A 25,689-nucleotide genomic window follows, 5' to 3' on the forward strand; every position below is an offset into this window, starting at 1 on the left:
AAACGACCGTTCCCGGCGCTTTCTGCGCACCGGAAACGGTCGTCTTGCCAATTGGAAATCAGCCGGGGTAATTCTGCACTTCCAGCAGTTCTTCTGCACGCTTCACCTGCTCCGCGGTGGGCGGCACGGCATCCGGCAGCGGATAAGGGATGCCCAGCTTCTGCCACTTGAACAGGCCCAGCGTGTGGTAGGGCAGTACCTCCACCCGCTGCACCGTTTTCAGGCTGCGGATAAAGTCTGCGGTCCTGCGCAGGCCCTCCTCGTCGTCGGTCAGGCCGGGCACCAGCACATGCCGGATCCATAGCGGGATGCCGAGGTCCGAGATGTGCCGCGCCATGGCAAGGATGTTGGCGTTGTCTTTGCCGGTGAGCTGCCGGTGGCGTTCCGGATCGATCTCCTTCAGGTCGAGAATGACCAGACTGGTGGACTTCATCAGCCGGTCGAAACCGGCCAGGTAATCCGGGTCATCGGGCCGGAAGGGCTGCCCGGCGGTATCCAGAGCCGTGTGCACGCCTTTGGAGCGGGCCAGCTCGAAGAATGCCGTCAGGAACTCCATCTGGCGCAGCGGCTCGCCGCCGCTGACCGTGATGCCTCCCTTTTTGCCCCAGTAGTTGCGGTAGCGGTAGACCCGCTGGAACAGCTTTTCTGCCGTCCATTCCTCGCCGCCCTCCGCAGCCCACGTTTCCGGGTTGTGGCAGTATTTGCACCGCAGGGCACACCCCTGCAAAAACACCACAAAGCGCACACCGGGGCCGTCCACAGAGCCGAAGGATTCCAGCGAGTGGACATAGCCGATGGGGTTACAGGGCTGCATGGCAGGTGCGGGAGATAACGTCCATCTGCTGCTCGCGGGTCAGGTCGATGAACTTGACGGCGTAGCCGGAGACGCGGATGGTGAAGTTGGCGTACTCCTCCTTTTCGGGGTGCTCCATGGCATCCAGCAGCTTCTCCTTGCCAAAGACGTTCACGTTCAGGTGGTGTGCGCCCTGATCGAAGTAGCCGTCCATGACCTGTACCAGATTCTCTACCCGCTCGCCTTCGCTGTGGCCCAGAGCGTCCGGGTTGATGGTCTGGGTGTTGGAGATGCCGTCCAGTGCCCAGTGGTAGGGCAGCTTTGCCACCGAGTTCAGGGAAGCCAGCAGGCCGTTCTGCTCTGCGCCGTAGCTGGGGTTTGCACCGGGAGCAAACGGGGTGAATGCGGCACGGCCGTCGGGCAGCGCGCCGGTGTACTTGCCGTACACCACGTTGGAGGTGATGGTCAGGATAGAGGTGGTAGCCTCAGAGTTGCGGTAGGTGTGGCGCTTCTTGATCATCTCCAGGAAGGTGCGCAGCAGCCACACGCCGATCTCGTCGGCGCGGTCATCATCGTTGCCGTACTTGGGGAAGTCGCCCTCGGTCTCAAAGCCGGTGGCAAGGCCGCACTCGTCACGCACTACCTTCACCTTGGCGTACTTGATGGCGCTCAGGGAGTCGATGACGTGGGAGAAGCCTGCAATGCCGGTGGCAAAGGTGCGGCGCACGTCGGTGTCGATGAGGGCCATCTCGGCTTCCTCATAGTAGTATTTGTCGTGCATATACTGGATCAGGTTCAGCACATTGACGTACAGGCCAGCCAGCCAGTCCAGCATCTGGACATACTTGGGCAGCACCTCGTCGTAGTTCAGGTACTCGCTGGTGATGGGGGCATAGTTGGGGCCGCACTGCTCGTGGCTCTTCTCGTCCACACCGCCGTTGATGGCGTACAGCAGGCACTTGGCAAGGTTGGCGCGGGCACCGAAGAACTGCATCTCCTTGCCGGTCTGGGTGGCAGACACGCAGCAGCAGATGGAGTAATCATCGCCCCACACGGGCTTCATCACGTCGTCGTTCTCGTACTGGACAGAGCTGGTATCGATGGACACCTTGGCGGCATATTTCTTGAAGCTCTCCGGCAGGGCGGAGGAGTACAGAACGGTCAGGTTCGGCTCCGGTGCGGGGCCCATGTTTTCCAGCGTGTGCAGGAAGCGGTAGCAGTTCTTGGTGACCATGCTGCGGCCATCCATGCCGATGCCGCCCACTTCCAGCGTTGCCCACACGGGGTCGCCGGAGAACAGCTGGTTGTAGCTGGGGATGCGGGCAAACTTGACCATGCGGAACTTCATGACCATGTGGTCGATCAGCTCCTGAGCCTGGGTCTCGGTCAGGATGCCGTTGTCCAGATCGCGCTGGATATAGATATCCAGGAAGGTGGAGATGCGGCCCACGCTCATGGCAGCGCCGTTTTGGGTCTTGATGGCGGCAAGATACCCGAAGTACAGCCACTGGCAGGCCTCCTTGGCGTTCTTTGCGGGCTGAGAGATATCATAGCCGTAGGCCTCGGCCATCTTCTTCATGCCCTTCAGGGCGCTGATCTGGCGGGCGATCTCCTCGCGCAGGCGGATCACGTCGTCGGTCATGGTGCCGTCGCCGCAGTTGGCAAAGTCCTCCTGCTTGAACTTGATCAGTGCATCGATGCCGTACAGGGCCACGCGGCGGTAGTCGCCCACGATGCGGCCGCGGCCGTAGGTGTCCGGCAGGCCGGTGATGATGTGGGTGTGGCGGGCCGCCTTCATCTCAGGGGTGTAGGCATCAAACACAGCCTGATTGTGGGTGCGGGTGTAGTCGGTAAAGATCTTGTGCAGCTCCTCGCTGGGCTGGTAGCCGTAGGTGGTGCAGGCCTGCTCTGCCATCTTGATGCCGCCGTAGGGCATGAAGGCGCGCTTGAGGGGCTTGTCGGTCTGCAGACCCACGATCTGCTCCAGATCCCTCAGGCTTTCATCGATATAGCCGGGGCCGTAAGCAGTCAGGCTGCTGACCACTTCGGTCTCCATATCCAGCACGCCGCCCTTGGCGCGCTCGGCCTTCTGCAGCTTCTGCAGGGCACCCCACAGCTTGTCGGTCGCCTCGGTGGGGCCGGCCAGAAAGCTTTCGTCGCCGTCATACGGGGTGTAGTTCTTCTGGATGAAGTCGCGCACATTGACTTCTTCTTTCCAGATGCGGCCCTCAAAGCCTTCCCACTGTTCAAAATTGATCATTGGAACCTCCTTGCTCCATCACGCAGTTAGCGTTTTCTAACTAATGAGCCTTTGAAAAACCGCTCTGCATGGCGGCTTTCTGGGGGCAAAACGGTCTTGAACTGCCGATTGTGGCAGCCCCGACTACAAGGTGTAGACAAAAATGAAAACCTGCCCACAAAATCTTGCGTTATTATAATAGCAAGAACCACTTTAAAATGCAATAGAAAACAAGTGGGTTTTCTTCCAAAGCAAAGGGCTTTCTTTGGGCAGAATGTAGAAAAAGCGCCGAAATCCCGGCGGTGCACCTATTTTGCGAAAAAAATCGCAAAATAAGGGTTGACAAGACTAACCGGCTATGGTATTCTGTTCTCGCAACGAGGTTAGACAAATCTAACCACGTTGCACCAGAAAAGCGGAAGCCTCTGCAAGGGCTTCTGCGAAAACCGGATCCGCCATGGCAGAGCTGCGGAGCTGTGTCAGGTGATCCCCAATTCCTCCATTCCATTCTCTTTTTTCAAGTGAGCTGTGGTTTTAGTTTGCTCCCACGGCTCGATGCGCGGCATTCGGTGTGATTGGTACCGCACCAAGTGCAAAAGAAAAACAAAAACGGGACATGCAGCTTGACCACCTGCGTGCCCCGTTTTTTGTTTTTAACTCCTTCAGTCATGGCTGACACCATGCCAGCTCCCTCAAAGAGGGAGCCCTTGGCAGTGCGGAAAACTTTACGGTTTTGCCAAAGCCCCCCTCATTGAGGGAGGTGGATGCGAGTGCAGCGAGCAGACGGAAGGAGTTTTATTTCACGATCTCCGCCAGCTTTTGATACACTTCCTCCGCACCGCCCTTGGGCGTTTTGATCTTCACGAACTGGCTGTTCACGATGGCGGTGCCATCGGAGTAGACGGTGAACAGGAGGTTATTGTTCTCGGCATCATCGTAGTAGCTCACAGTGACGGAATCCACCGGGTATTCGTGGCTGTAGGAGGAATACTGCTGGTTGAACCGCTTGACACAGGTAAGGCCGGAAAGCACGTTTGCAATCTGCTGATAGGCAGGGTCGTCGGCAGAAAGCAGCTGAACATCCATCTCTGCGGAGCGGGCAAAGTTCTGAATGTGCTCCACCCGGACACTGGCCTGTGTGCTGGCCTCGATGCTGGATGCAAGGTCGATCTTTGCGGAAGGAAAGATCAGCACCAGTGCAAGCAGCACTAAAATGACAATGCCGAACCGGGACAGAATGCCTTTTTTCTTCATAAGAGTCATGCCTCCTTTGGCAGCTCCGCTCCCATTTGGCCCAGATGCCGCTGAGCGATGAAGAAGCCCACGGCGCTGGCGGCGAACACCACATAATAGCTGGCGATGCGGTAAAGCATCATCACGCTCATCACCTCGCCGCGCTCCAGAAAGCTGCCGAACACCAGCAGGAATGCCGTCTCGATGGAGCCCATGCCGGCCACATTGGGCAGGGCGTTGGACAAAAACAGCATCAAGCTGGTGAGCAGCTGCACCTGCAAAAAGCTCAGAGGGGAAAGCCCCATGAACCGGATGCACAGGTAGGGCAGGCAGAACAGCCCGAACAGCTTGACCGCCTGCAATGCCAGAATTTCAGCGCAGCGGGGCTTATCTGCCAGCAGACGGCGGCTCTCCTCGCCCAGAACATCCAGCTGCTGCTGCCAGTCGGCGCGGCGCTGCTGCCATTTTTCCGTTTTGGGCAGCAGACGCATCAGCCAGCGGGCAAGGTCCTGCACCAGCGGCGATATGCACACCAACACCAGCACCACAATGATAGCCGCCACTACAGCGTATGCCATGGGCAGATAATTCATCACACCGGTGGTGTTGGCGGCAAGCCATCTGTGCTGAAACAGCAGCATCACCGTGGCATACAGCAGCACGGTGGTTTTGTGGAACACGTACTGCAGGGTCATCAGGCCCACGCCCGGGCCAACCGGCAGGCTGCAGCGGTGCAGATACCATGTCTGCACCGGCACTGCACCTGCGCCCAGCGTGACCACATTGCCAAAGGTGCCGCACCACGCGGTATCGATGCCCTGCCAGAGCCTGAAGCCCGGGATGCGGCTGCGCACGATGACCCACGCCACGCACCCCTCCAGCAGCGGGTAGCTGAGGCCGATGGCCAGCACCACCAGCACCTGCCATGCGGACAGCTGCGAAAGCGCTGCGGTGATCTCGGCCCAGTTGTCCTTGAACAGCAGCACGATGATGCCGGTAAGTGCGGCGAGCACCAGCAGCGAGATCACTGTCTTTTTGCGGGAAGGTGCGGCAGAGGCGGGTTGGCTCATAGAGAGAACAGGCTCCTTTCAGGCGGAATGATTTGATAAAAGTATAACACACGCGGCCTGTGTCTTTGTGAACGGAACTGGAATTTTCTTGTGCAATTTTGATGGAATGATAAAAAGGCAAGGGCAGATGCGCGCATCGACCCTTGCCTTTATCTTGTTTTTAGTCTGTTGATTCGTTCACCAGCCGTGTCAGGGTGGCAACATAGGCTTCGTTGGAATAATATTTCTCGTACATTTTCCGGCAGTCAGCTTTCATGGCGGCCAGCTGTTCCGGATGCAGGATAGCATGCTCCAGCGCCTGCGCCAGCAGGTCCGGGTCGTCATCCTTGTAAACGAAGCCGTCCACGCCCTCGGTGACGAGCCCGGCGGTGCCGGTGTGCTCCGACACGATGGACGGCTTGCCGAAGATCAGGCCTTCGGTGACGAAGGTGGGCATGGGGTCATCGCGGGAGGCGCACACCACGCAGGCGCACTGGTCCATCAGGGATTTGATCTCCGGGCGCTCCAGCCGCTTGCGGTAGAACACGGTGTCCGGGTAGTCCTCCACGAGGGTGTCCACGGTGTTCTTGATGTCTTTATCGGCGGCCTTGCCCACAAAGAGGAAGGCTGCTTTCTGCCGCACTTCGGGCTTCAGCAGGCGGATGGCGTTGCAGAAGATGTCCTGGCCCTTGCGGGGCTCGAAGGAGCCCACGGTGACGAACAGCGGCCGCCCGCCCGCATAGGAGATGTCATAGACGGGGAAGGACTCCTGCGCGTAGTCCGGCAGGCCGTAGATGAGCTGTTCGATGGCAAAATCCGGCCGGACAGAGTGCATGGCGGCGGTGGCGTGGGAGCCGACGGCGCAGACCTGCACATTGTGTTCCAGTGTTTTCGGGATCTGGTGCGCGATGAAGGGGTAGCCTGCAAAGGCGTCGTGCAGCCACCACAGCACCGGCACGAAGGATCCGTTCAGGGTGCGCACGGCGGCGGCTTCCACCACCGTGTTGGCCAGCACGAAGTCGGCACTGGTGGCAAGGCCCCACAGCGCCGAGTGCATCACGCAGTCGCTTCGGGTGACGACGGCGGCCCCGGCGTCCAGGAACAGCGGCAGTGAGCCCTCGTCCGAAGGGCCGAGCACCACCACTTCAAAGCCCATGCTGCGCAGCACGGGCACGGCGCTCACCAGCACGATGGGCGCACCGGTCATGGTCAGCTCGTGGCTGAGGATGACGGCGCGCTTTCCGCCGGCCGAGAACACATCGTCGGCGCACAGCTCCCGACGGAAATGCAGCAGCGCCTGCGGGATGCGCTGGCAGTTCTCCGCCATGGCGGTGGACAGGCGCAAAAGCTCCGTCACGCTGTCTTTGCCGCGGGCGGCGGCGCGGATGCGGTCCAGCAGCTGCCGCGACACCATGGCGCACCGGCTGCAGGGGATGTGCTGGGTGCTCAGGTAAAGGGCGGTGGCCCCGTCAAAGCCGAAGACGGCGTCGCACACCGCAAGGTCGGCCCCGGCCTGCAAAGCGGCGGCAAAATAGGTCAGGGCGGTGGAGGTGCACTCCACATCCTCGCTGACCAGCAGCACGCCTGCCACAGAATCGGTCAGCTCGCCCTCCAGCGCCGTCACCAGCCGGAACTTGCGGTGCAGCTGGTTCGCCAGCGAATTTTCCAGCGCCAGATGGCGGCCGGGGGCGTAAACGAGCAGATAGCTGCTCTGGGTATCGGTGTACACCTGCTTCGTCAGCTGTCTGCGCTGCAGGGCACTGTAACTGCTGTACATCATGCTACACTCCTCTGCGCTCAGATCAGCCGTGGAACAGCCTGCGCAAAGCGCGCAGCGGGGCGGTCAGCTTCCAGCTGCTGCTCTTGTACAGGTTTTCCAGCGAGGTCTCGTAGGCGGCGCGGCTGCTCTGCAGCTCAGCCAGCTGGTTGTTCAGCCGGGTGATCTCGGCCCGGGAGGCCTGCAGCTGCTCCAGCACATCGTTCTTTTCCGCTTCGGCCTGCAGCTTGATGGCGTTCAGCGCCTTCAGCAGGGCTTTGCCGGGCTGCTCGTGCTGGAAGCGGTCCAGCGGGTAGTAGTGATAGGTCACCGCGAACTTCAGCCCGGCGGCAAAGGGCACGCTGCTTTTCACGGTCAGGTTCGGGTCCACATCCAAAAACAGCAGGCAGTCGTCCTGCAAACGGATGCCGTTGGCGGCCCGCAGCTCCAGCCGGTCATCCGAGATGCTCAGGTCGGTGACGCAGCAGGCCAGCTCGCCGGGGTCCAGCCGCAGGGCCCGGGCATCGGTGGGCAGGGTGAACACGGCCGACACCTCGTGGGTCAGCTCGTCGTAGGCGTCTTCGGTCGCGGTCAGGCATTCCCGCGGGGAAAAGCCGGAGCCGGAGTCATAGAACAGCTGCGGCAGGGTCAGGGCAGCGGATTCGGTCTCGCTGCTGTGCTTTGCCAGCGCAGCCTGATAGGTCAGGACCTGCTGCTCCAGCTCCAGGCACCGCTCGGCCAGCCGGGACACCCCCTCGTCGGAAAGCTTGAGCTGCTGCTCCAGGTCGGCGGCACGGCTGCGGGCCGCCGTAAGGGTCTCGGGAACATCGTGGTTCATGGCAGGATCCTCCTCATGATTTTATGGCATGGCTGCATCCGCAGCAGCCGGGAGTGCGTTCAGTGCCGGGCGGTGTAATGCTGCACGGCCGGGGTGCGGCGCCGGGCCGGAAACAGCTTGATGACCAGGGCACGCCGGGCCTGCAGCAGCAGGCACACCAGCCAGATGGAGCCCATGGATACCGCATACTGCAGCCACATGCCGAGCAGCGGGCGTCCCTCGAACTTTGCCACGAACAGGTACCAGGGGATGGCGATGAGCTCGATGGTATGTACGCAGAAGATGTTCAGGCTGCGCCGGCCCACGGCCTCCAGAAAGCGCACCACAGGCCCGCGGCTCCGGCTCAGCCGCAAAAACAGCCGGATGAACAAAAGGCCCGCTGCGCCGTCCAGAAAGATGCTGACCGGCCCCAGCGACCACTCGGCCAGCGAGATGCAGTCGGTGGTGCGGGTGGCAATGGAACCCACGGCGATGAGCGCAGCGGCGGCGATCAGCCCGGCCCGCAGCCGCGGGGAAAGGGGCTGGTCCAGCAGATGATGCTTTTTGGCGAGGAAGCCGAGGTAGAGGTACGGCACCACCACGGCCCCCTGCACAAGGCAGAAAGGCGGCTTCCACACAAGGCTGGTGCCCCAGCCCAGCAGGGCGCAGCCTGCCACGGCCCAGGGAACATACGGCTCCGGGAAGATGTTCAGGATCACATCCAGGAAGATCCAGCCCGTCAGCAGCGCCAGCAGGTACCACATGGGCCCGCAGGAGAAGAACTCCTGCCCGGAATAGATGGCCGTGTGGGGCAGCCCCAGCACAAAACCGCCCGTGACCTTGATGGACTCCCCAATGGTCCCGGGCAGGTACTGGAACGACTTATAATGAATAAAAAAGTGCAGCACGCAGGTGAAAAAGGCGGTGTAAAGATAGGGCTTGAGCAGGGTCTTCAGCTGCTGCTGGATGCACTTGCCGATGGAGCGCTTGCGGAAGCCGTAGCCGCTGGCGATGAAAAACGCGGCCATGAGCGCTTCCCGGTAAATGAACGGAAAAAAGGCGGTCAGTGACAGGCCGCCGGAGGTCGGGATCGAATAAAGCTCTGCGGTGTGCGCAAAGACGATGGTCAGCATACCGGCACCCTTCAGCATGTCGAACATGCCGATGGAGCTGACGGTACGGGGTCTGGTACCTTCCATGAACGTGGGTCCTTCCTTGCGCCGGGGGTGCCCCTTGAAGCCAATCGCAGCGCAATGTGTAAGAATTGATCAAAAACCGGTGGTTTTTAAAGCTAGTATAATGCTTTTTGTGCAGGCTGTCAATTTTGAATTGCACTGCACCGGGGGCGGACTGTTGTCTTTTCCCATAAAAAGAATACCACACGGCCGCATTTATCGCAACGAAAGGGAGAATTTGTAAGCAAAACGCCGAAAGATAGGCAAGAGAATATTGCCAATATTGGAAATTAAATGTTGCAAAAGCCTTGCATTGCCGAACACAGTATTGTATACTGGGCACAGTTGGAAATGTCTGGAAAGGCCTGCGCAAGGTAACGCAGGCGCACCGGACGGGATGATAAATTATGGAGGCTGAAATGATCACTTCACTGTATCAATCGCTTTGCAATATGGAAACCAACATCGCAGACCGCGTGGCGCTGCGCTGGTATGATGAAAAGACTGGGAGCGTGGCAGTGGTGCACTACGCAAAGTATGCCCAGGACCTGCGCCGTTTCGTGGCCTTCCTGCGGGCCGAGTACGGCGACGTGCGCGGCAAGCGTGTGGCCATCCTGGCCCGCAACAGCTACCAGTATGTCATCTGCATGTACGGCATGGTCATTGCCGGGGCCGTGGCTGTGCCGCTGAACCTTGGCAAGGACTGGGACGGCATCTCCTACGAGCTGGGCCTCACCGAGCCTGTGTGCATCCTGCACGACGGCGAGTTCGCCGAGCGGGAGCCGGAGCTGGAAAAAGCTTACGGCAGCATCCTGCAGCCCATGGACGCTTTTTCTGCCTATGAGCCCGCCCAGGATGTGACCGAGGTGGAGGATCTCTCGGCTCTGGCCTTTATCATGTTCACCTCCGGCACCACCGGCCGCAGCAAGGGCGTCATGCTGAGCCAGAAGAACCTGTTCAGCGCCATGCCGGCCTTCCTGGACCCCTTTGATGATGTGAAGAGGTACACGGGCTGGAACACCGACGAGTTCTCGTCCCTGTCCGCCCTGCCCATGTTCCACATCTCCGCCATGACCAGCCTTGTTTCGTGGAGCATCACCGGCCACTCCATCAACCTGTGCAACAACCTGAAGTATTTCTACCGTGATTTGGGTGCCATGCACAGCGAGGTGATGGCAGTGGTGCCGGTGCTGCTGAAGAGCATCTACAGCGACGTGATGAAGGGCCGCCGCGACCGCCTGAACGGTCTGTGCGTGCTGACCTGCGGCGCTGCCATGTTCGACCCCAAGATGCTGAGCGATATGATGGAGAAGGGCTTCTTTGTGGCCCAGATGTACGGCCTGACCGAGACCTGCGGCGACGGTGCATGGAACTCCTCGCAGGAGGCAAAGTACCTGACCAGCGTGGGCCATGTGGACCTCAGCTGTGAATACAAGCTGGACGACGGCGAGCTGTGCATGCGGGGCGACCCCATCATGCTGGGCTACTACAAGGACCCGGAAGGCACTGCGGAAGTCATCGATGCAGACGGCTGGTTCCACACCGGCGACATTGCCCGGGTGGAAGAGGACGGCTACATGTACCTGACCGGCCGCAAGAAGAACGTGATCATTCTGGACAGCGGCGAGAACGTGAGCCCCGAGGAGCTGGAAGGCATCGTGGGCAAGTGCGAAGCCGTGAAGGAATGCATCGTGAAGGAGATGGGCCAGAAGATCGGCGTGGTGGTCTATTGCGACGAAGACAAGCAGCCTGCCGTGCGGGATTTCATCACCGAAGCCAACCGCACCCTGCCGCTTTACAAGCGCATGAGCGCCGTGGAGTTCCGCACCGAGCCGCTGCCCCGCAACGCCATGGGCAAACTGCTGCGCTGAACACAGGAGAAAACAGAACAATGAGCAAGATCAGAGTGCTGGATAACGTCTACGACCTTATCACCATCAACATGGAGGACCGCTTTAAGGATAACGTGGCCTTCCGCTTCTACGACACCGCAAACGATGCCGTGACCACCATCCTCTATAAGGATTATGTGCAGGATATCCGCAAGGCGGTGAATTACTTCCAGTCTACCATCCCGGAGATCAAGGGCAAAAAGATCTGCCTGCTCACCAAGAACAGCTACGAGTATGCCGTGAACAGCTTTGGCGTGGTGGCAGCTGGTGCGGTGCTGGTGCTGCTGAACCAGCGCAAGAGCTGGGACGAGCTGAGCTATGAGCTGGGTCTTGTGGAGCCCGCCGCCATCCTGACCGACGGCGACGACTACGGCTTCAATGCCGAGCTGAAAGCGGCCTACGGCGATATCCTCCGCCCCATGGACGGCTTCCGCAGCTATGAGCCGGGCGAACTGATCCGCTGCATCGACCACGAAGCCCTGATGATCCTGATGTTCACCTCCGGCACCACGGGCCGCAGCAAGGGCGTGATGCTGAGCGAGAAGAATTTCTTCTCGGTGATGCGTGCCCACACCCAGATCGGTGAGCACGTGATGGAGTATAAGCACGAGCCGGACCTCGTCATGAGCCAGTACACCGTGCTGCCCATGTTCCATCTGGGCGCTTTCATCTGCCTGTTCTCCTGGGCCCATGCGGGCTGGGCACTGAACGTCAGCAGCGACATCCGCAACTTCTATAAGAAAATGCAGCGGATGCCCAGCCAGGCCATGGCTGTGGTGCCCGTCATCATGAACTCGCTGCACCATGATGTGATGCGCGGCCGCAAGGAGCGGCTGGGCCAGCTGTGGGTGCCCATCTGCTCCTCGGCCATGTTCGACCCGCAGGTGATGCTGGACATGGCGAACAACGGCATGTTCGTGGTGCAGACCTACGGCAGCACCGAGACCTGCGGCGACGGCATCATCAACTACGCCCAGGACGCAAAGCACATCGGCGCAGTGGGCCAGGGCAACGACTATCTGGAGTATAAGCTGGAGCCGGACGGCGAGCTGTGCATGCGCGGCGACAGCATCATGCTGGGCTATTATAAGAACCCGGAGGCCACCGCCGAGGTCATCGACGCCGACGGTTGGTTCCACACCGGCGACCTTGCCCGGCAGGACGCCGACGGCTATGTGTTCCTGACCGGCCGCAAAAAGAACGTGATCATTCTGGACAGCGGCGAGAACGTGAGCCCCGAGGAGCTGGAAGGCATCGTGGGCAAGTGCGAAGCCGTGAAGGAATGCATCGTGAAGGAGATGGGCCAGAAGATCGGCGTGGTGGTCTATTGCGACGAAGACAAGCAGCAGGCCGTGCGGGATTTCATCACCGAAGCCAACCGCACCCTGCCGCTTTACAAGCGCATGAGCGCCGTGGAGTTCCGCACCGAGCCGCTGCCCCGCAACGGCGCAGGCAAGCTGGTGCGGCAGTAAGCGGGCCATGCATAAGCGGGCAGGTTCTCTGCCATGCTAGAGATGTTTCTTTTGCCGCCCCCCTTGCGTATAAGGGCGAATCAGGGTATTATTAGAGAAAGGCGCAGCCTGCTGCACCTATCATCCGTCACGGAAAGGAAGAATAAGTTCTATGGAACGAGCAGAAATCATTTCCCAGATCCTGGCGATCCTGGAAGACGTTGCAGAGGTGTCCCCCGAGGATGTGAGCGAGAGCAGCGTCCTGATGGACGATCTGGACCTGTCTTCGATGGAAATTTTGACCATCGTGGCCGACCTCGAGGAGACCTTCGGCCTGCGCATCCCGGAAAAGGAGCTGCGCAACTTCGTCACCATGGGTGATCTTGTGGATTATCTGGCGGCCAACGCAGGGTGATCGCAATGGAGCAAGCACAGCGCTCGGCGGAGTACATCTTCCAGGGGACGATGTACTTTTTCCGCCGGGAGAAGATTTTGTGCCGGTATCAGTTCGCGCTGAAAGACGCGGTGGACCCCGCCCTTTTGCAGCGCGCGCTGGATGCCGCACTTTCCGCTGCGCCCTACTACCGGGTGCAGCTGGTGCAGGAAAAGCGGGAAGCTTTTCTGGAGCCGAACCCGAACCCCTGCCTTGTCTATGCGGGCAGCGCACAGCGCAGTATCCCGGAGGAGACGAACGGATATCTTTTCAGCGTGAGCTGCGAAGGCGATACCGTCTATTTTGACTGGTACCACTTCCTCATGGACGGCCGGGGCGTCTCGCCCTTCCTCACCCGCATTCTGGAGCTGTACTGCAACCTGCGGTACGGCACCGCGTTTGCGAACACGCCCATCGTGTCCAGCCCGGCTTACGATATCGAAGCCATGATGGCAAAGTACCCGGCCACGGAGGCGAGCGAAAGCACCCTGCAGCGGGACGTGGTGCAGACCTGGGAGTGCAAAATGCGGCGCACCCGGGTGCGCCTGACCAAGCAGAGCCTTGTAGACAAAGCCGTGGCAAACGGGGTCAAGCCCTTCACCGCGCTGGCGGGCCTGCTGTGCCTGGCGCTGCGGGGGTACCTGGGCAAGGACGACATCCAGTATTCTTACTCGGCCGACACCCGTAAAGCGGCGGGCGTGCCGGACGCGCTGTATAACTGCGTGTGCTCCTTCCAGCACAGCGTGAAGCTGGGCGATGGCACCCGCCTGGCGGACATCGCGCCGGAGATGGACGCCGCCGTGCGCCGCACCCTGCAGCCCGAAGCAATGCTGCGCCAGATGGCCCAGCAGATGAGCTGGGTGTACAAGGTGGACCAGCAGAAAGCGCCCCTGCGCATCAAGCAGCGCGTGTTCCAGATGGGCGAGTACATCAGCGGCGTGCCGGCGGATTTCTGGCTGAGCTACCTCGGCAACCCGCTTCTCCCGGCTACGCCGGAAATTCAAACCTACACCAAAGACTTCAACGTCTGGGTGCCGCCGGATGGCGGTTCCATGGGCGTGGAAGCTTCCAGCCTGAACGGGGTCATTACCCTGTGCATCGAGAACAAGGCCGAAATGTCCGGCCTTGCCGCAAGCCTGCGCACCGCCTTTGCAAAAGAGGGCATCGCGGTGCTGGAAGCCGTGGAGCTGGATACATAAGTGCAGAACATAAAAAGCACTCTTTCCGGGCAGGAAAGGGTGCTTTTTTGCGTCTTATTCGGTCCGTGCAGGCCGTGTGGTCACCTCGCCGCAGCGCAGGGCTTCCTCGCGGCCGTTCTCCCGCCGCACCACCAGCCGCCCTGCGTCGTCGATGGCAAGGGCCCTGGCCGCGTAGGTCTCGCTGCCGGTGCACACCGTCACCCAGTGCCCGGGCACGAAGCACCGCGCGCGGTATTCGTCCAGGCAGTCTTCCCCGGGGCCGAGGGCCAGCAGCTCCCGGGCAATGGCCCCGGCCAGCGCGGCGCGGGGCACCGGGGCGGGCCCGCCGGGGTACAGGCTCCCGGCTTTGTCGGCCAGCTCCGGGGGCCAGTCGGCGGCGGTGGAGGTCAGGTTCAGCCCGATGCCCACCACCAGCCATTCCAGCCGCCCGCTCTCAAGGTCGGTGCCCGCTTCGGTCAAAATGCCGCACACCTTTTTGCCCTGATAATAAAGGTCGTTCACCCACTTGATGGCAAGCTCCAGCCCGCACAGGTCCTGCACCGCCCGGCAAACCGCCACGGCGGCGCGGATGGTGGCCGTCTGGGCGCTGGCGGCGGGTAGTTCCGGCCGCAGCAGGATGGAGCAGTAAACGCCCTTGCCCGCCGGGCTTTCGAATTTGCGGCCCAGCCGCCCGCGCCCGGCGCTCTGGTGGGCCGTGAGCACCAGTGTGCCGTGGGGGGCACCGTCCAGCGCCAGCAGCTTTGCCGTGCGGTTGGAGCTTTCCAGCGTGTCGTAGACATGCACCGGGGCGGGGTAAGGGCCCACGGCTTCGGCGCAGAAGGGGTCGCCGCCCGCCAGCCGGTAGCCCCGGCGGGAGACGGCTTCCAGCGCGTAGCCCTGGGCCGAGAGGGCGGCGGCGGCTTTGTGCACCGCCGCGCGGCTCACGCCCAGCGTGTCGGCCAGCTGCTGGCCGGAAACGTAATCGCCCCCTGCGGCGGAAAGGGCCTGCAGCAGGGCCTGACGGGTGCTTGTGGGCATGGTGTGGGACCTCCGTTTGTGCTATAATGGCTCTATTGTACCATGAAGCAGAAAAAAGTTCTGCTTTTTTGCAGGAAAAAGTTCTCGTCGCTCGTATGAGTGTACAGAAGGGCGGCGCAAAGCGGCCTTTTCCAGAACGCGGCAGGGACCGGAAGGGAGGGTGTGCGGACCGTTGACGACCTTGGAATTCAGCGCGATGGTGCAGAAATATCAGGCGCTTGTGTACACGGTCTGCCACCAGCTGGTGCCGGATGCGGGCGATGCGCAGGACCTGACCCAGGAGACCTTTCTGGCGGCGTGGCGGGCCATCGACCGCTGCCCGCCCGGGTACGAAAAGCAGTGGCTGGCGCGCATCGCATCCAACAAGGCGAAGGACTACCTGCGCAGCGCCTGGGTGCGCCGGGTGAACACCCCCGGCGACGAGGTGCTGGCGCTGGAAGGCGCGCCGCCGGGCAGCCAGCCCGAACAGCAGGTGCTGGACACCCTGGGCGAAGAAGAACTCACCCAAATGATCCTGGACCTGCGGGAGCCCTACAAAACGCCCTGCCGTCTGGTACTGCTGGAACAGCACACGGCGGCGCAGGCTGCACAGCTGTGCGGCCGACCACCCAAAACGGTGGAAGCGCAGGTCTACCGGGGCAAAAAGATGCTGGCACAGCAAATTTTAGCCCAGCGCGAAAACGACGAGAGGAGGAGCGTACATGGAGCTGTTTAACGAAAATGGCTGCCTGACCGACGAAGGCCTGCAGGCCCTTGTGAACGGGCAGCTGGATGAACTGGGGCGGCTGGAAGCAGCCGAACATCTTTCTTACTGCGACCACTGTCTGGACCGCTACACCGCCCTGCTGACGGCGGACGCGCTGGAAGAACCGCCCCGCTCGGTCCACAAGACCGTTATGGGCACCATCTGGGTGCGGCTGATGCAGAACACCTGGGGCCGTGCGGCGGTGGCCGGTGTGGCGGCGGTGCTGGCGCTGACCATGTGGCGCTCCGGCACGGTGGAACAGCTGATGGGCCTGCGCCAGCAGGTAAAGAGCTGGACTCCCGGCGTCTCTCAGAGCCAGCAGCAGGACGCGGAAGGACCCCTGCGGCTGGGCCGCCCGGTGAACGACGACTACCAGCCCGCCGATGAACAGCCGCTGGGCCAGCCGGTGGAGACTGCTGAGCCCCAAAAACCGGCACGGTTCACCGATGCTTTGAACACGCTGCTGTTCGGCCGCCGCGATGCGGCAGACAGCACCCACAATACGACCACGGAAACCACGACGAAATGAGGAGATGCACTATGATGAAAAACGGGATCCTGACCTTTCTCTTTGCCTTCTGCCCGGGCGCAGGCCAGATGTATCAGGGCTACATGAAGCGGGGCCTTTCGCTGATCACGATGTTCTGCCTGTTCATTATGGCAGGCGCACTGACCGGCCTGGACCCGCTGATCGTGGGCTGCCTGATCGTGTGGATGTACAGCTTTTTTGACACCTTCAACCTCCGCGCCCAGATCGGCGCAGGTACCGCCCCGGCGGACGACTATCTGGTGCACATCAACTGGCAGGATAAGCGCATGGAGCAGTTCATGATGGACAGCCACAAGCTGCTGGGCTGGGGCCTGATCGCCCTGGGTGCGCTGGTGGCCTACCAGAACATCATCATGCGGGTGCTGGGCGATGTGATGTGGCGCTGGGGCCAGAACAACCCCTTCTTCCGCGCAGTCTACCTGATGCTGGATGAGCTGCCGCAGATCGTGGCCTGCGTGGCGCTGGTCATCTGCGGCGTGTGGCTGGTGCGCGGCCCCAAGGGCAAAAAGCAGAAGCACGATGCGCCCGAAGACGAGGACTTCCGGGAGTATGCGGCGGCCCCGCAGGCAGCACCGGAAGACACGGCCGACTTTGCCATGCCGGAGCTCAGCGCCCTGCTGGGCCAGCCCGTGACCCCGGAAGACGCGGAAGAACAGCCCGAGGATGCCGACAAACCGACGGAGGACGACGATGGACGAGCAGAATAAGACCGTGCAGCCGGAAGCGGCCGCCGCACCGGAGAGCCGCCCGCTGAAAAAGCCGGCCCCGGCAAAGGACGAAGCGCCCCGCCGCCGGGTGGGCAGCTTCACGCTGGGCATCAGCCTGATCGCGGCAGGCATCCTGTTTTTGTGCTACTACTTTGTGCCGGGCTTTGACTGGCAGCTGGTGCTGAAAGTTGCCCCGGCGGCCGGGCTCGTGCTGCTGGGCGGCGAGGTGCTGTGGTTCGCCAGCCACCCGGGCCGCTGGAAGTACGATTTCGTGTCGGTGCTGGTGTGCCTGCTGCTGATGGGCGTGTGCCTGTGCATGGGCTTTGTGCCGCTGATCGCGGAGCAGTACGGCCCGGAACGCCAGCAGACGGCGAACCGCCTGAGCCAGACCTATACGGACACGCTGTATCAGGACCTCAAGGCAGAGGCACCGGATGTCCAGCTGGAGGACGTGTACACCGACCTGTACCTCTACACCAGCACGGTGCAGGACCTGGCTGATCTGGAGCCGGGCGATGGCAACCTGCGCCTGACCGTGACCCTGTTTGGCCCCTACGCCAGTGCCGACGATTTTGCCAAAGACTGCCGCACAGTGGCGGATGTGATCCAGAAGCAGGCCGTGCAGCCCAACGCCGTGACCTTCCGGTGTGACGCGCCGCTGCCTGCGGACAGCACGGTGCGGGAAAATCTGGATTCCGCCAGTGCGCCGCAGACGCAGGACTACCTGCTGGAAGTGTTCGGCACCACCCAGCTGGACTGGACGGCAGAGCAGATGGCCCGCCAGACGGAAGTGAGCGGCCTGCTGGACGAGGAGAACACAGATTCGGACGAAGCCGAAGAAGCTGCAGAGACGGAAGATGCAGAGGAGACGGAAGCGCCTTCTTCGATGGACGGCTCCGGCCTGAGCGGAACAAGAAGCGATTGAGTAAAAACAGCTCCCGTGCAGACGCACGGGAGCTGTTTTTTGTTTGTGTGAAAAAGCGGCTTACAGCTGTTTGCCGGTGAGCAGCTCGTAGGCTTCCAGATACTTGGCAATGGTCTTGTCAATGACATCCTGCGGCAGGTCGTAGTTGCTGTCGGGGTTGGCCTTCAGCCAGTCACGGACGAACTGCTTGTCGAAGGAAGGCTGGCTGTGGCCCGGCTCGTAGCCTTCCAGCGGCCAGAAGCGGGAGGAATCCGGGGTGAGCATCTCGTCGCCCAGCACCACGTTGCCATTCTCGTCCAGACCGAACTCGAACTTGGTGTCGGCGATGATGATGCCGCGGGAGAGTGCATACTCGGCGCACTTCTTATACAAGGCAATGGTGTAATCGCGCAGCTTGGTGGCGTACTCCTCGCCGTGGCCGGGGAACTGCTTCTCCAGCACTTCAATGCTCTTTTCGTAGGAGATGTTCTCGTCGTGGTCGCCGATCTCAGCCTTGGTGGAGGGGGTGTAGATGGGCTCGGGCAGTTTGTCGGACTCTTTCAGGCCTTCGGGCAGCTGGATGCCGCACACCACGCCGGTCTTCTGGTAGCTGGCCCAGCCGCTGCCGGTGATGTAGCCGCGCACGATGCACTCGATGGGCAGCATGGTCAGCTTGCGGCACATCATGCTGTTGCCGTCGAACTGGGGCTGCTGGAAGAACTCCGGCATATCCTTCACGTCCACGCTCAGCATGTGGTTGGGCAGCAGATCGCGGGTGTAATCGAACCAGAATTTGCTCATCTGGGTGAGCACGGTGCCCTTTTTGGTGACCTTGTTTTTCAGGATGACGTCAAATGCAGAGATGCGGTCGGTGGCAACCATGATGAGGCTGTCGCCGTTGTCATAGATCTCGCGGACCTTGCCTTCTTTGATGGGCTTGAACTCAGTCATAATCAAACACTCCATTTTCCAGTGCCGGTTGGGCGGCGGTGTATCTTACACCGATATTGTACCATGTCCGCGGACAGTTTGAAAGAACCAGAATGAAAGGAAAATGCGGCTGTTTTTGTGTTTTTATCGTGAAAAGTGCGCAAAAAACAACGCCAAAATTCGGCGTTTTGACGACAAAAGTCGTACTTTCACAACTTTTGCTGCTGCTTTTTGTAAAATGCGGGCATAGACAAGGAATCGTTTGTGCGGTATCTTATAATCAAAAAATAAAATAGGGAGGTTTTACTTATGGGCAGTTTCCCGAAAAGTTTTCTGTGGGGCGGCGCAACGGCCGCCAATCAGTGCGAGGGCGCATGGCAGGCGGGCGGCAAGGGCCTTGCCACCGTGGATGTGACCCCCTTTGGGCCGGACCGTATGCCGGTGGCCCGGGGCGAGCTGGAAATGCTGGAATGCGACGCAGAGCACTATTACCCCAGCCATGAGGCCATCGACCTGTATCACCACTATAAAGAGGATATCGCCCTCTTTGCCGAGATGGGCTTCAAATGCTTCCGGCTGTCCATTGCGTGGACCCGCATCCTGCCGAACGGCGACGACGCCCAGCCCAGCGAAGAAGGTCTTGCCTTCTACGATGCGGTGTTCGACGAGTGCCATAAATATGGCATCGAGCCGCTTGTCACCATCTGCCACTTCGACACCCCCATTGCCCTCATCAAAAAGTATGGCGGCTGGAAAGACCGCCGCATGGTGGATGCCTATGTGCACTACTGCGAAGTGCTGTTCGACCGCTACAAGGGCAAGGTGAAGTACTGGCTCACCTTCAACGAGATCAACATGCTGCTGCACCTGCCCTTCACCGGTGCGGGCCTTGTGTTCCACCCCGGCGAGAATGCCGAGCAGATCAAGTACCAGGCCGCCCACTACGAGCTGGTGGCCAGCGCCAAGGCTGTGAAGCTGGCCCACGAGAAGATGCCCGGTGCCATGGTGGGCTGCATGCTGGCGGCAGGCCAGTATTACCCCCGCACCTGTGCGCCCGAGGATGTGCGCGCCGCGCAGGAGGCCGACCGCGACAACTATTTCTTCACCGATGTGCAGGCCCGGGGCGCTTACCCTGTGTGGGCGAAAAAGCGCATGGAGCGTGCAGGCATCGTGCTGCAGACTGAGCCGGAAGACGAAAAGACTCTGAAAGAGGGCACTGTGGATTTCGTCTCCTTCAGCTACTATTCCAGCCGCTGCATCACGGTGGATCAGGAGATCCTGGCCGGGGAAAAGGCCGACGGCAATGCGGTGTTTGAAGCCACGGTGAACCCCTACCTGAAGGCCAGCGAGTGGGGCTGGGCCATTGACCCCATCGGCCTGCGCGTGACCCTGAACACCATCTACGACCGGTACGAAAAGCCCATGTTCATCGTGGAGAATGGCCTGGGTGCAGTGGACACCGTGGAACCGGACGGCTCCATCCACGACAGCTACCGCATCGACTACCTGCGGGCCCACATCGAGCAGATGGAAAAGGCCGTCAACGAGGACGGCCTGCCCCTGATGGGCTACACCACCTGGGGCCCCATCGACCTGGTGAGTGCGTCCAGCGGCGAGATGAAAAAGCGCTACGGCTTCATCTATGTGGACAAGGACAATGACGGCAAGGGCACCCTGGCCCGCAGCCGCAAGGACAGCTTCTACTGGTACAAAAAGGTCATTGCGTCGGACGGCACCGACCTTGCCTGACTGCTGCGGCGTGCGGCAGCTTTGTGAGGAGCACAAAACAGAGAGGAATGACCGCATTTTATGACACCTGAGATCATTGCACACAGAGGCGCATCCTACCTTGCGCCGGAGAACACCCTTTCCGCCTTCCGCAAGGCGATGGAGATCGGCGCAGACGGCGTGGAGATGGACGTCCAGCAGACCAGCGACAAAAAACTGGTCATCCACCACGATTATATCATCGACCTGCACACGGATATTTCCGGCAAAATTTATGATATGACCGAGGGCGAGCTGAAGGAACTGGACTTCGGCAGCTGGAAGGACATCGCCTACAAAGACGAAAAGATCGCGACGCTGGAGGAAGCGCTGGCCCTGTGCAAAGAGCTGGACGTTGCCCGCGTGCAGCTGGAAATGAAAGCCCCGCTGCTGTACGGCGACGCCTTTGTGGAGCAGGTGGTGGAACAGGTGCGGGCTGCCGGCCTTGGCGAAAAGCTGGTGCTCACCTCCTTCAACCACGACCATCTGAAGCTGGCAAAGCAGCAGATGCCCGAGCTGCAGGTGGGGGCGCTGCTGTTTGGCGCGGTGGAAACGCTGGCCCTGCCCAAAGGCACCTGGGAAACGCTGGGCCTGCAGAACGGCCTGGACGAAGACGAGGATGAAGATGATTTTCCACAGCTGCCTGTGCCCACCGTGGAAAACATGGACGAAGAAAACTGCCGCGAGCTGACCCGCTGGGTGAACGACAAATACAGCATGCTGCAGGCGGCCTTCCCGAACGAAAGCCTGAGCGGCATCCTGTCCAAGCTGAACCGCCAGCGCGACCCGGCGCAGTACATCCAGACGCTGGATTTTCCGGTGGAGTGGGTGAGCTGTGAGTACCACACCGCCTACAAAAAGGTGAGCATGGTGCAGAAGCTGCACGACCTGGGCGTGAAGACGGCGTTCTGGACGGTGGACACCGAGGCGGCGCTGAAAGACCTCTGGCCGCTGCAGCCGGATGCCATCGTGACGAACCGCCCGGACCGCGTGCGGGAATGGGCCGGTGAGCTGGAAACGGGCGAATAATGCAAACAAAAAACGGAAGGGACTGCTTTGCAGTTCCTTCCGTTTTTTGTTATACGATGCACCCGAAGCTGCGCAGTACGAACAGCCAGAAGGTCAGACTGAAGGCGCTGAACAGGGTGGTGGTGACGCATACGCTGCCGGTGAGCACGCCTTCGTGGCCCATCTGCTTTGCCATGACGTAGCAGCTGGGGGTGGCGATGCTGCCCAGCATCACCAGCAGGGCCACCAGCTTTTCATCGGTGAAGCCGAAGTGCACCGCCAGCGGCAGGAACAGCGCGGGCAGCACCATCAGCTTGACCACGGTGGCCACGGCGGTGGGCTTTAAGTACCCCAGCGCCTTGCGGCCCTTGAAGCCTGCGCCGATGGCAAGCAGGGCCAGAGGGCTCGTGAGCCCGGCCACGCTGGAAAGGGTCTTGTTGAGCATGGTGGGCATGGAAAGCCCCGCAAGGCTCCACGCAAAGCCAGCCGCGATGCCCAGCAGCGTGGGGTTCGTCAGGATGCCCTTCACGCTCTTTTTCAGCCGTGCGGGCAGGGAAGATGCCTGGGCAGAGCCGGGGCCCTCCAGCATCAGGATGACCACGGCCATGATGTTATAAAGCGGTACGCTGCCGAGGATCATCATGCTGGACATGCTGGCGGTGCCGTAGATGCTCTGCAGAAAGGCGGTACCGAGGATGGCCGCCGACGAGCGGTAGCACACCTGCACGAACTCGCCCACAAGGGCCTTGTTCTTCAAAAACAGCTTTGCCAGCGCCCAGACGGCCAGGATGCTCACCAGCGTGACCGCAAAGCAGAACAGCACATAGGCCCCGTCAAAGCTGGTGCGCACGTCGGTGGCACCAAGGTCCCGGAACAGCTGCACCGGCAGGGAAACATAGAACACGAATTTGTTGGCCCCGGCCACGAACTCGTCGCTCAGAAAGCCGGTGCGGTGCAGCACATAGCCCAGCAGCATGACGAAAAACAGCGGCATGGTGCTGTTCATGCTGAACAGGATGTTTTCCAGCATGGCTCACACCCCGCCGTGGCGGCGCTGTTCGGCGGCCAGCTCCTGCTGCAGGGCGGCTTTGCGGTGGTCCAGCAGCAGGTCCTTGTTGTACTGGAAGTAGCGCTCGCAGCCGTTCTCGGTGAGGAAGGCATGAGAGACGGGGTTCACGGTCAGCTCGGTGACGAACACCACCATCTCCTGGCTCTCGGCAAAGGCCTGCTCCATGAAGTCGAAGGCGGCTTCCAGCGCGGCGCTGGCGGCCTGTTGGGCCGTCTCGCGGGCGTCGGCGAGGGAACGGAACTGCCCGCGCAGCAGGTCGAAAGCTTCCTGCGTCCCGGCGGCGTTGGCCCGGCGCAGCTCGCCCTCCCAGCCGCGCAGCACGGCAAGCACCTGCAGGCGGGTGGTCAGGGCATCTTTGCTCAGCAGCCCGGCTTCGCGCTTTTGCTGGGTCTCGGCGTCATAGTCGGCGATCTGCTGATGGAACATCTCGGCCGAACCGTCCGGGATATCCTCGGGCACGGTGGCGAGAGCCTTTTTCGTCTCCCGCAAAAAGGCATAGCAGCTGTCGGCCACGGCGTCGGCCTGACGGGAAGCGGTGAAGCGGGTGCTGAGACCCGACAAGATCAGGCTGACCAGGCTGAGCCGCTCGTCAAACGGTGCCTGCAGCAGCCGGGCGAACACGGCGGGCTTTGCCTGCCCGGCCAGAATTTCCTCCACGCCGTAGTCGTCGCGGTACTTATAGTAAAGGTCGAGGTAGGCCGAGAAGTCCTCGGCAATCTTCGGATGCTGGATGTACTCGCGAATGAGGTCCTCGTCGGCCTGCAGGCCCAGCGTTTCGTAGGTGTCCAGCAGATTCGAGAGGTCTTCCCAGCCGCGGGCGGTGACGAACTGGGTGCCGTCCACGTCGGCGTTGATCTGGTAGAAGTTCTGCGGGTGCAGCTCCAGATAGCTCAGGATGGCGCTGTGGATGTGGGCGGCGCGGGCGTAGTCCTTCCACACGGGCAGGTCCGGTTCAATATCCATGCGGCGCACACGGTCCAGCGTAACGATATCGAAATCGCGGACAGATTTATTGTACTCCGGCGGGTTGCCGGCCGCCACGATCACCCAGCCGGCGGGCACGGCCTGATTGCCGAAGGTCTTGCACTGCAAAAACTGCAGCATGGTGGGTGCCAGTGTTTCGGAGACACAGTTGATCTCGTCGATGAACAGGATGCCTTCTTTTAAACCGGTGGCTTCCATTTTGGCGTAGATGCTGGCAATGATCTCGCTCATGGTGTATTCGGTCACCGAAACATCCCTGCCGCCGTAGTTGCGCTGGCGGATGAAGGGCAGGCCCACCGCGCTCTGGCGGGTGTGGTGAGTGATGGTGTAGGCCACCAGCGCCACGCCGCACTCCCGGGCCACCTGCTCCATCACCTGGGTCTTGCCAATGCCCGGAGGGCCCATGAGCAGAATGGGCCGCTGCCGGATGGCCGGGATGGCGTATTCGCCCAGAGCGTCCTTGGCGAGGTAGGCTTTTACGGTGTGTTCAATTTCTTCTTTGGCTCGTTTGATATTCATAACAGGTCCCTCACGAATTGTTCAGATCACGGTAGAGGTCGTCTTCTTCGGCCAGCGCGTCGGCAAGGGCGCTTTGCGGGCGGGCCGCGGTGCCGGTAAATTCTTCCTCGTCCAGCACCACCTTCATGGCCCAGGGCGGCACATTGGCGTCGTCGAAGCGGTCGCCGAGGAACAGGAAGGCCGTGTCGTAGGCCGGGCGTTTGGCCGGGTAGGTGCCCATGCCGTCGGTGAAGTACAAAAGGCCCCGCAGGTTCGAGAACTTCTTCTCGGCGCACAGCTGGTTCACATAGTCAAAGGCAGGACGGAAGTCCGTTCCGCCGCCGCCCCGCAGCTCAAAGTGGTTCATGGCGTGGATGAGCTCGTCCTCGTTGTGGATGAGGATATCCTGCCGGATGGCATTGTCTGCCTGAATGAGGTGCAGGTTCATGCGGTGGAAGAAGTTCTCGCGGCCCTTGAGCAGGGTGTAGGTCTCGGCCAGGAACGCCCGCACCAGCTCACCGGAGGTGGAGTAGCTGGTGTCGATGACAAGGGCCAGCTCCTCGATCTTTTTGCTCTCCCGGCTTTCCAGCGGTTCGATGAGCGGCAGGTTGCCGTACACCGAAAGGCCGTAGGTGTAAAAGTTCAGGTCGAACTCGTCCGGGTCCAGTTTCACTTCCTCGCGCAGGATGCAGAACCGGCGCAGGAAATCTTTGTAGCTGCGGCGGCTGCGGTTGGCGGCCTTTACCTGCTGCTTCAGCGCGTCGGCACCGTCGCCCGCTTCCTTGTCCCGCAGGTCCAGCTCGGTCTGCATCCGTTCACCGATCTTCTGCCACGTTTTCTGCGGCAGGGGCGTGGGCATCTGCTGGGGCTGTTCGGGTGCGTCCTTCGGCCACAGGCGGTGGTCGTCGGTGGTAAACTCCCGCTCCAGCTGGCGCAGTACACCGGGCGTCTGGCGGGCGAGCCACCGGTACACCGGGGCTGCGGCCACCACTTTTTCCTCGGCGGCAATCTGCTGGTAGGCGTTCTGGCGCACATAGGTCAGCGGCCGTTTGACGCTGGCGCGGTTCAGGTTGTCGATGACGTTTTCCACCGCGATGTCGCAGGCAAGGTGCCACAATTGCGGCTCCCGGCGGCCTTTCAGCCACAAATGCCGAAATACGCAGTGGAATATCACGTGCATATACAACCGGTTGAGATACTTCGGGTTCTGCTGGTAGAGCTGTAAAAGCCGCGTGGGCTGGTAGTACAGCATCTGTCCGTCGGTGGCCAGCACCCGGCAGCGCTCGTCCGGCGCGGGCGTCAGGGCAGAGAGCGCCATATCCAGAAAGCGGAAGTCCAGATACAGCCCGCTGCGTACCACGGCCAGCACTTCGCCGCCCATGCGGGCCTGCCACTCCTCGTGGGTCTCGGGCCGCTGGGACTGGAACGGTTTCCGCGGGTCAATGAATTTTTCTTTTGGCAAGGGGGTCACCT

General features: G+C 61.1%; 22 protein-coding genes. 10 read left to right on the plus strand and 12 right to left on the minus strand.

The annotated features are described in order from the left end of the window. Positions 1-58: 58 nt before the first annotated feature. From pflA to CGS49_RS06540, 7 genes are all read right to left on the minus strand, one after another. Positions 59-814, minus strand: a complete 756-nt coding sequence (gene pflA, locus CGS49_RS06510) for a pyruvate formate-lyase-activating protein (protein WP_097801067.1) — start codon at positions 812-814, stop codon at positions 59-61. Further along, complete coding sequence (gene pflB, locus CGS49_RS06515; RefSeq protein WP_097801068.1) at positions 801-3,053, minus strand: formate C-acetyltransferase; 2,253 nt, start codon at positions 3,051-3,053, stop codon at positions 801-803. The genes pflA and pflB overlap by 14 nt, the downstream gene beginning before the upstream one ends. Positions 3,054-3,827: 774 nt before the next feature. Beyond that, a complete protein-coding gene (locus CGS49_RS06520) occupies positions 3,828-4,286 on the minus strand; it encodes a hypothetical protein (RefSeq protein WP_097801069.1) in 459 nt (152 codons plus the stop codon). 5 nt (positions 4,287-4,291) lie between these two features. Continuing rightward, on the minus strand, positions 4,292-5,335 hold the full coding sequence (locus CGS49_RS06525; RefSeq protein WP_097801070.1) for a lysylphosphatidylglycerol synthase transmembrane domain-containing protein: 1,044 nt from the start codon (positions 5,333-5,335) through the stop codon (positions 4,292-4,294). Positions 5,336-5,495: 160 nt separating this feature from the next. After that, positions 5,496-7,094, minus strand: a complete 1,599-nt coding sequence (locus CGS49_RS06530) for a glycosyltransferase family 4 protein (RefSeq protein ID WP_242975397.1) — start codon at positions 7,092-7,094, stop codon at positions 5,496-5,498. A 22-nt stretch (positions 7,095-7,116) separates the two neighbouring features. Then, the gene (locus tag CGS49_RS06535; RefSeq protein WP_097801072.1) at positions 7,117-7,908 is read right to left on the minus strand and encodes a hypothetical protein; all 792 of its coding nucleotides are present in this window, start codon (positions 7,906-7,908) and stop codon (positions 7,117-7,119) included. 59 nt (positions 7,909-7,967) lie between these two features. Beyond that, positions 7,968-9,086, minus strand: coding sequence for an acyltransferase family protein (locus tag CGS49_RS06540; protein ID WP_097801073.1), 1,119 nt, complete (start codon positions 9,084-9,086; stop codon positions 7,968-7,970). A gap of 395 nt (positions 9,087-9,481) precedes the next feature. Between CGS49_RS06540 and CGS49_RS06545 the strand changes: the two genes are divergently transcribed. The 4 genes from CGS49_RS06545 to CGS49_RS06560 all read left to right on the plus strand — a co-directional run bounded on the left by CGS49_RS06545 (position 9,482) and on the right by CGS49_RS06560 (position 14,037). Beyond that, complete coding sequence (locus CGS49_RS06545) at positions 9,482-10,933, plus strand: class I adenylate-forming enzyme family protein (protein ID WP_242975398.1); 1,452 nt, start codon at positions 9,482-9,484, stop codon at positions 10,931-10,933. Positions 10,934-10,953: 20 nt separating this feature from the next. Next, positions 10,954-12,426, plus strand: coding sequence for a class I adenylate-forming enzyme family protein (locus CGS49_RS06550; RefSeq protein ID WP_097801074.1), 1,473 nt, complete (start codon positions 10,954-10,956; stop codon positions 12,424-12,426). Positions 12,427-12,577: 151 nt separating this feature from the next. Then, on the plus strand, positions 12,578-12,820 hold the full coding sequence (locus CGS49_RS06555; RefSeq protein ID WP_097801075.1) for an acyl carrier protein: 243 nt from the start codon (positions 12,578-12,580) through the stop codon (positions 12,818-12,820). Between the two features lie 5 nt (positions 12,821-12,825). Further along, positions 12,826-14,037, plus strand: a complete 1,212-nt coding sequence (locus CGS49_RS06560) for a condensation domain-containing protein (protein ID WP_097801076.1) — start codon at positions 12,826-12,828, stop codon at positions 14,035-14,037. A gap of 54 nt (positions 14,038-14,091) precedes the next feature. Here CGS49_RS06560 and CGS49_RS06565 read toward each other — a convergent pair whose 3' ends face one another. After that, positions 14,092-15,054: a biotin--[acetyl-CoA-carboxylase] ligase gene (locus CGS49_RS06565; protein WP_097801077.1), complete on the minus strand. Its 963-nt coding sequence runs from the start codon at positions 15,052-15,054 to the stop codon at positions 14,092-14,094. 172 nt (positions 15,055-15,226) lie between these two features. On the opposite strand from CGS49_RS06565, the gene CGS49_RS06570 reads away from it, so the two are divergent. From CGS49_RS06570 to CGS49_RS06585, 4 genes are read left to right on the plus strand one after another with little or no spacing between them, the layout of a single operon-like run. Next, on the plus strand, positions 15,227-15,769 hold the full coding sequence (locus CGS49_RS06570) for an RNA polymerase sigma factor (protein WP_242975399.1): 543 nt from the start codon (positions 15,227-15,229) through the stop codon (positions 15,767-15,769). Next, complete coding sequence (locus CGS49_RS06575) at positions 15,756-16,328, plus strand: hypothetical protein (RefSeq protein ID WP_097801079.1); 573 nt, start codon at positions 15,756-15,758, stop codon at positions 16,326-16,328. Before CGS49_RS06570 ends, CGS49_RS06575 begins: the two co-directional genes overlap by 14 nt. A gap of 11 nt (positions 16,329-16,339) precedes the next feature. Next, on the plus strand, positions 16,340-17,056 hold the full coding sequence (locus CGS49_RS06580) for a hypothetical protein (protein ID WP_097801080.1): 717 nt from the start codon (positions 16,340-16,342) through the stop codon (positions 17,054-17,056). Continuing rightward, positions 17,040-17,981: a hypothetical protein gene (locus tag CGS49_RS06585; protein WP_179859042.1), complete on the plus strand. Its 942-nt coding sequence runs from the start codon at positions 17,040-17,042 to the stop codon at positions 17,979-17,981. The genes CGS49_RS06580 and CGS49_RS06585 overlap by 17 nt, the downstream gene beginning before the upstream one ends. Before the next feature lie 60 nt (positions 17,982-18,041). On the opposite strand, the gene CGS49_RS06590 is transcribed toward CGS49_RS06585, so the two are convergent. Next, positions 18,042-18,911, minus strand: coding sequence for a phosphoribosylaminoimidazolesuccinocarboxamide synthase (locus CGS49_RS06590; RefSeq protein ID WP_097801081.1), 870 nt, complete (start codon positions 18,909-18,911; stop codon positions 18,042-18,044). A 288-nt stretch (positions 18,912-19,199) separates the two neighbouring features. Between CGS49_RS06590 and CGS49_RS06595 the strand changes: the two genes are divergently transcribed. After that, the gene (locus CGS49_RS06595; RefSeq protein ID WP_097801082.1) at positions 19,200-20,639 is read left to right on the plus strand and encodes a 6-phospho-beta-glucosidase; all 1,440 of its coding nucleotides are present in this window, start codon (positions 19,200-19,202) and stop codon (positions 20,637-20,639) included. Positions 20,640-20,699: 60 nt separating this feature from the next. Beyond that, positions 20,700-21,686 carry a glycerophosphodiester phosphodiesterase gene (locus CGS49_RS06600; RefSeq protein WP_097801083.1) on the plus strand — a complete coding sequence of 329 codons (987 nt, stop codon included), beginning with the start codon at positions 20,700-20,702 and terminating at the stop codon, positions 21,684-21,686. Between the two features lie 49 nt (positions 21,687-21,735). Here the strand turns inward: CGS49_RS06600 and CGS49_RS06605 are convergent, their stop codons facing one another. Genes CGS49_RS06605 through CGS49_RS06615 form a run of 3 tightly spaced genes read right to left on the minus strand, consistent with a single transcriptional unit; the run spans position 21,736 to position 25,687 of the window. Beyond that, positions 21,736-22,695: an AEC family transporter gene (locus CGS49_RS06605; RefSeq protein ID WP_097801084.1), complete on the minus strand. Its 960-nt coding sequence runs from the start codon at positions 22,693-22,695 to the stop codon at positions 21,736-21,738. A gap of 3 nt (positions 22,696-22,698) precedes the next feature. Continuing rightward, on the minus strand, positions 22,699-24,237 hold the full coding sequence (locus CGS49_RS06610) for an ATP-binding protein (protein ID WP_097801085.1): 1,539 nt from the start codon (positions 24,235-24,237) through the stop codon (positions 22,699-22,701). 10 nt (positions 24,238-24,247) lie between these two features. Then, the gene (locus CGS49_RS06615) at positions 24,248-25,687 is read right to left on the minus strand and encodes a vWA domain-containing protein (protein ID WP_343215856.1); all 1,440 of its coding nucleotides are present in this window, start codon (positions 25,685-25,687) and stop codon (positions 24,248-24,250) included. Positions 25,688-25,689: the final 2 nt, after the last annotated feature.

Origin of the sequence: Faecalibacterium langellae (assembly GCF_002549775.1) — a bacterium.
Lineage (GTDB): Bacteria > Bacillota > Clostridia > Oscillospirales > Ruminococcaceae > Faecalibacterium > Faecalibacterium langellae.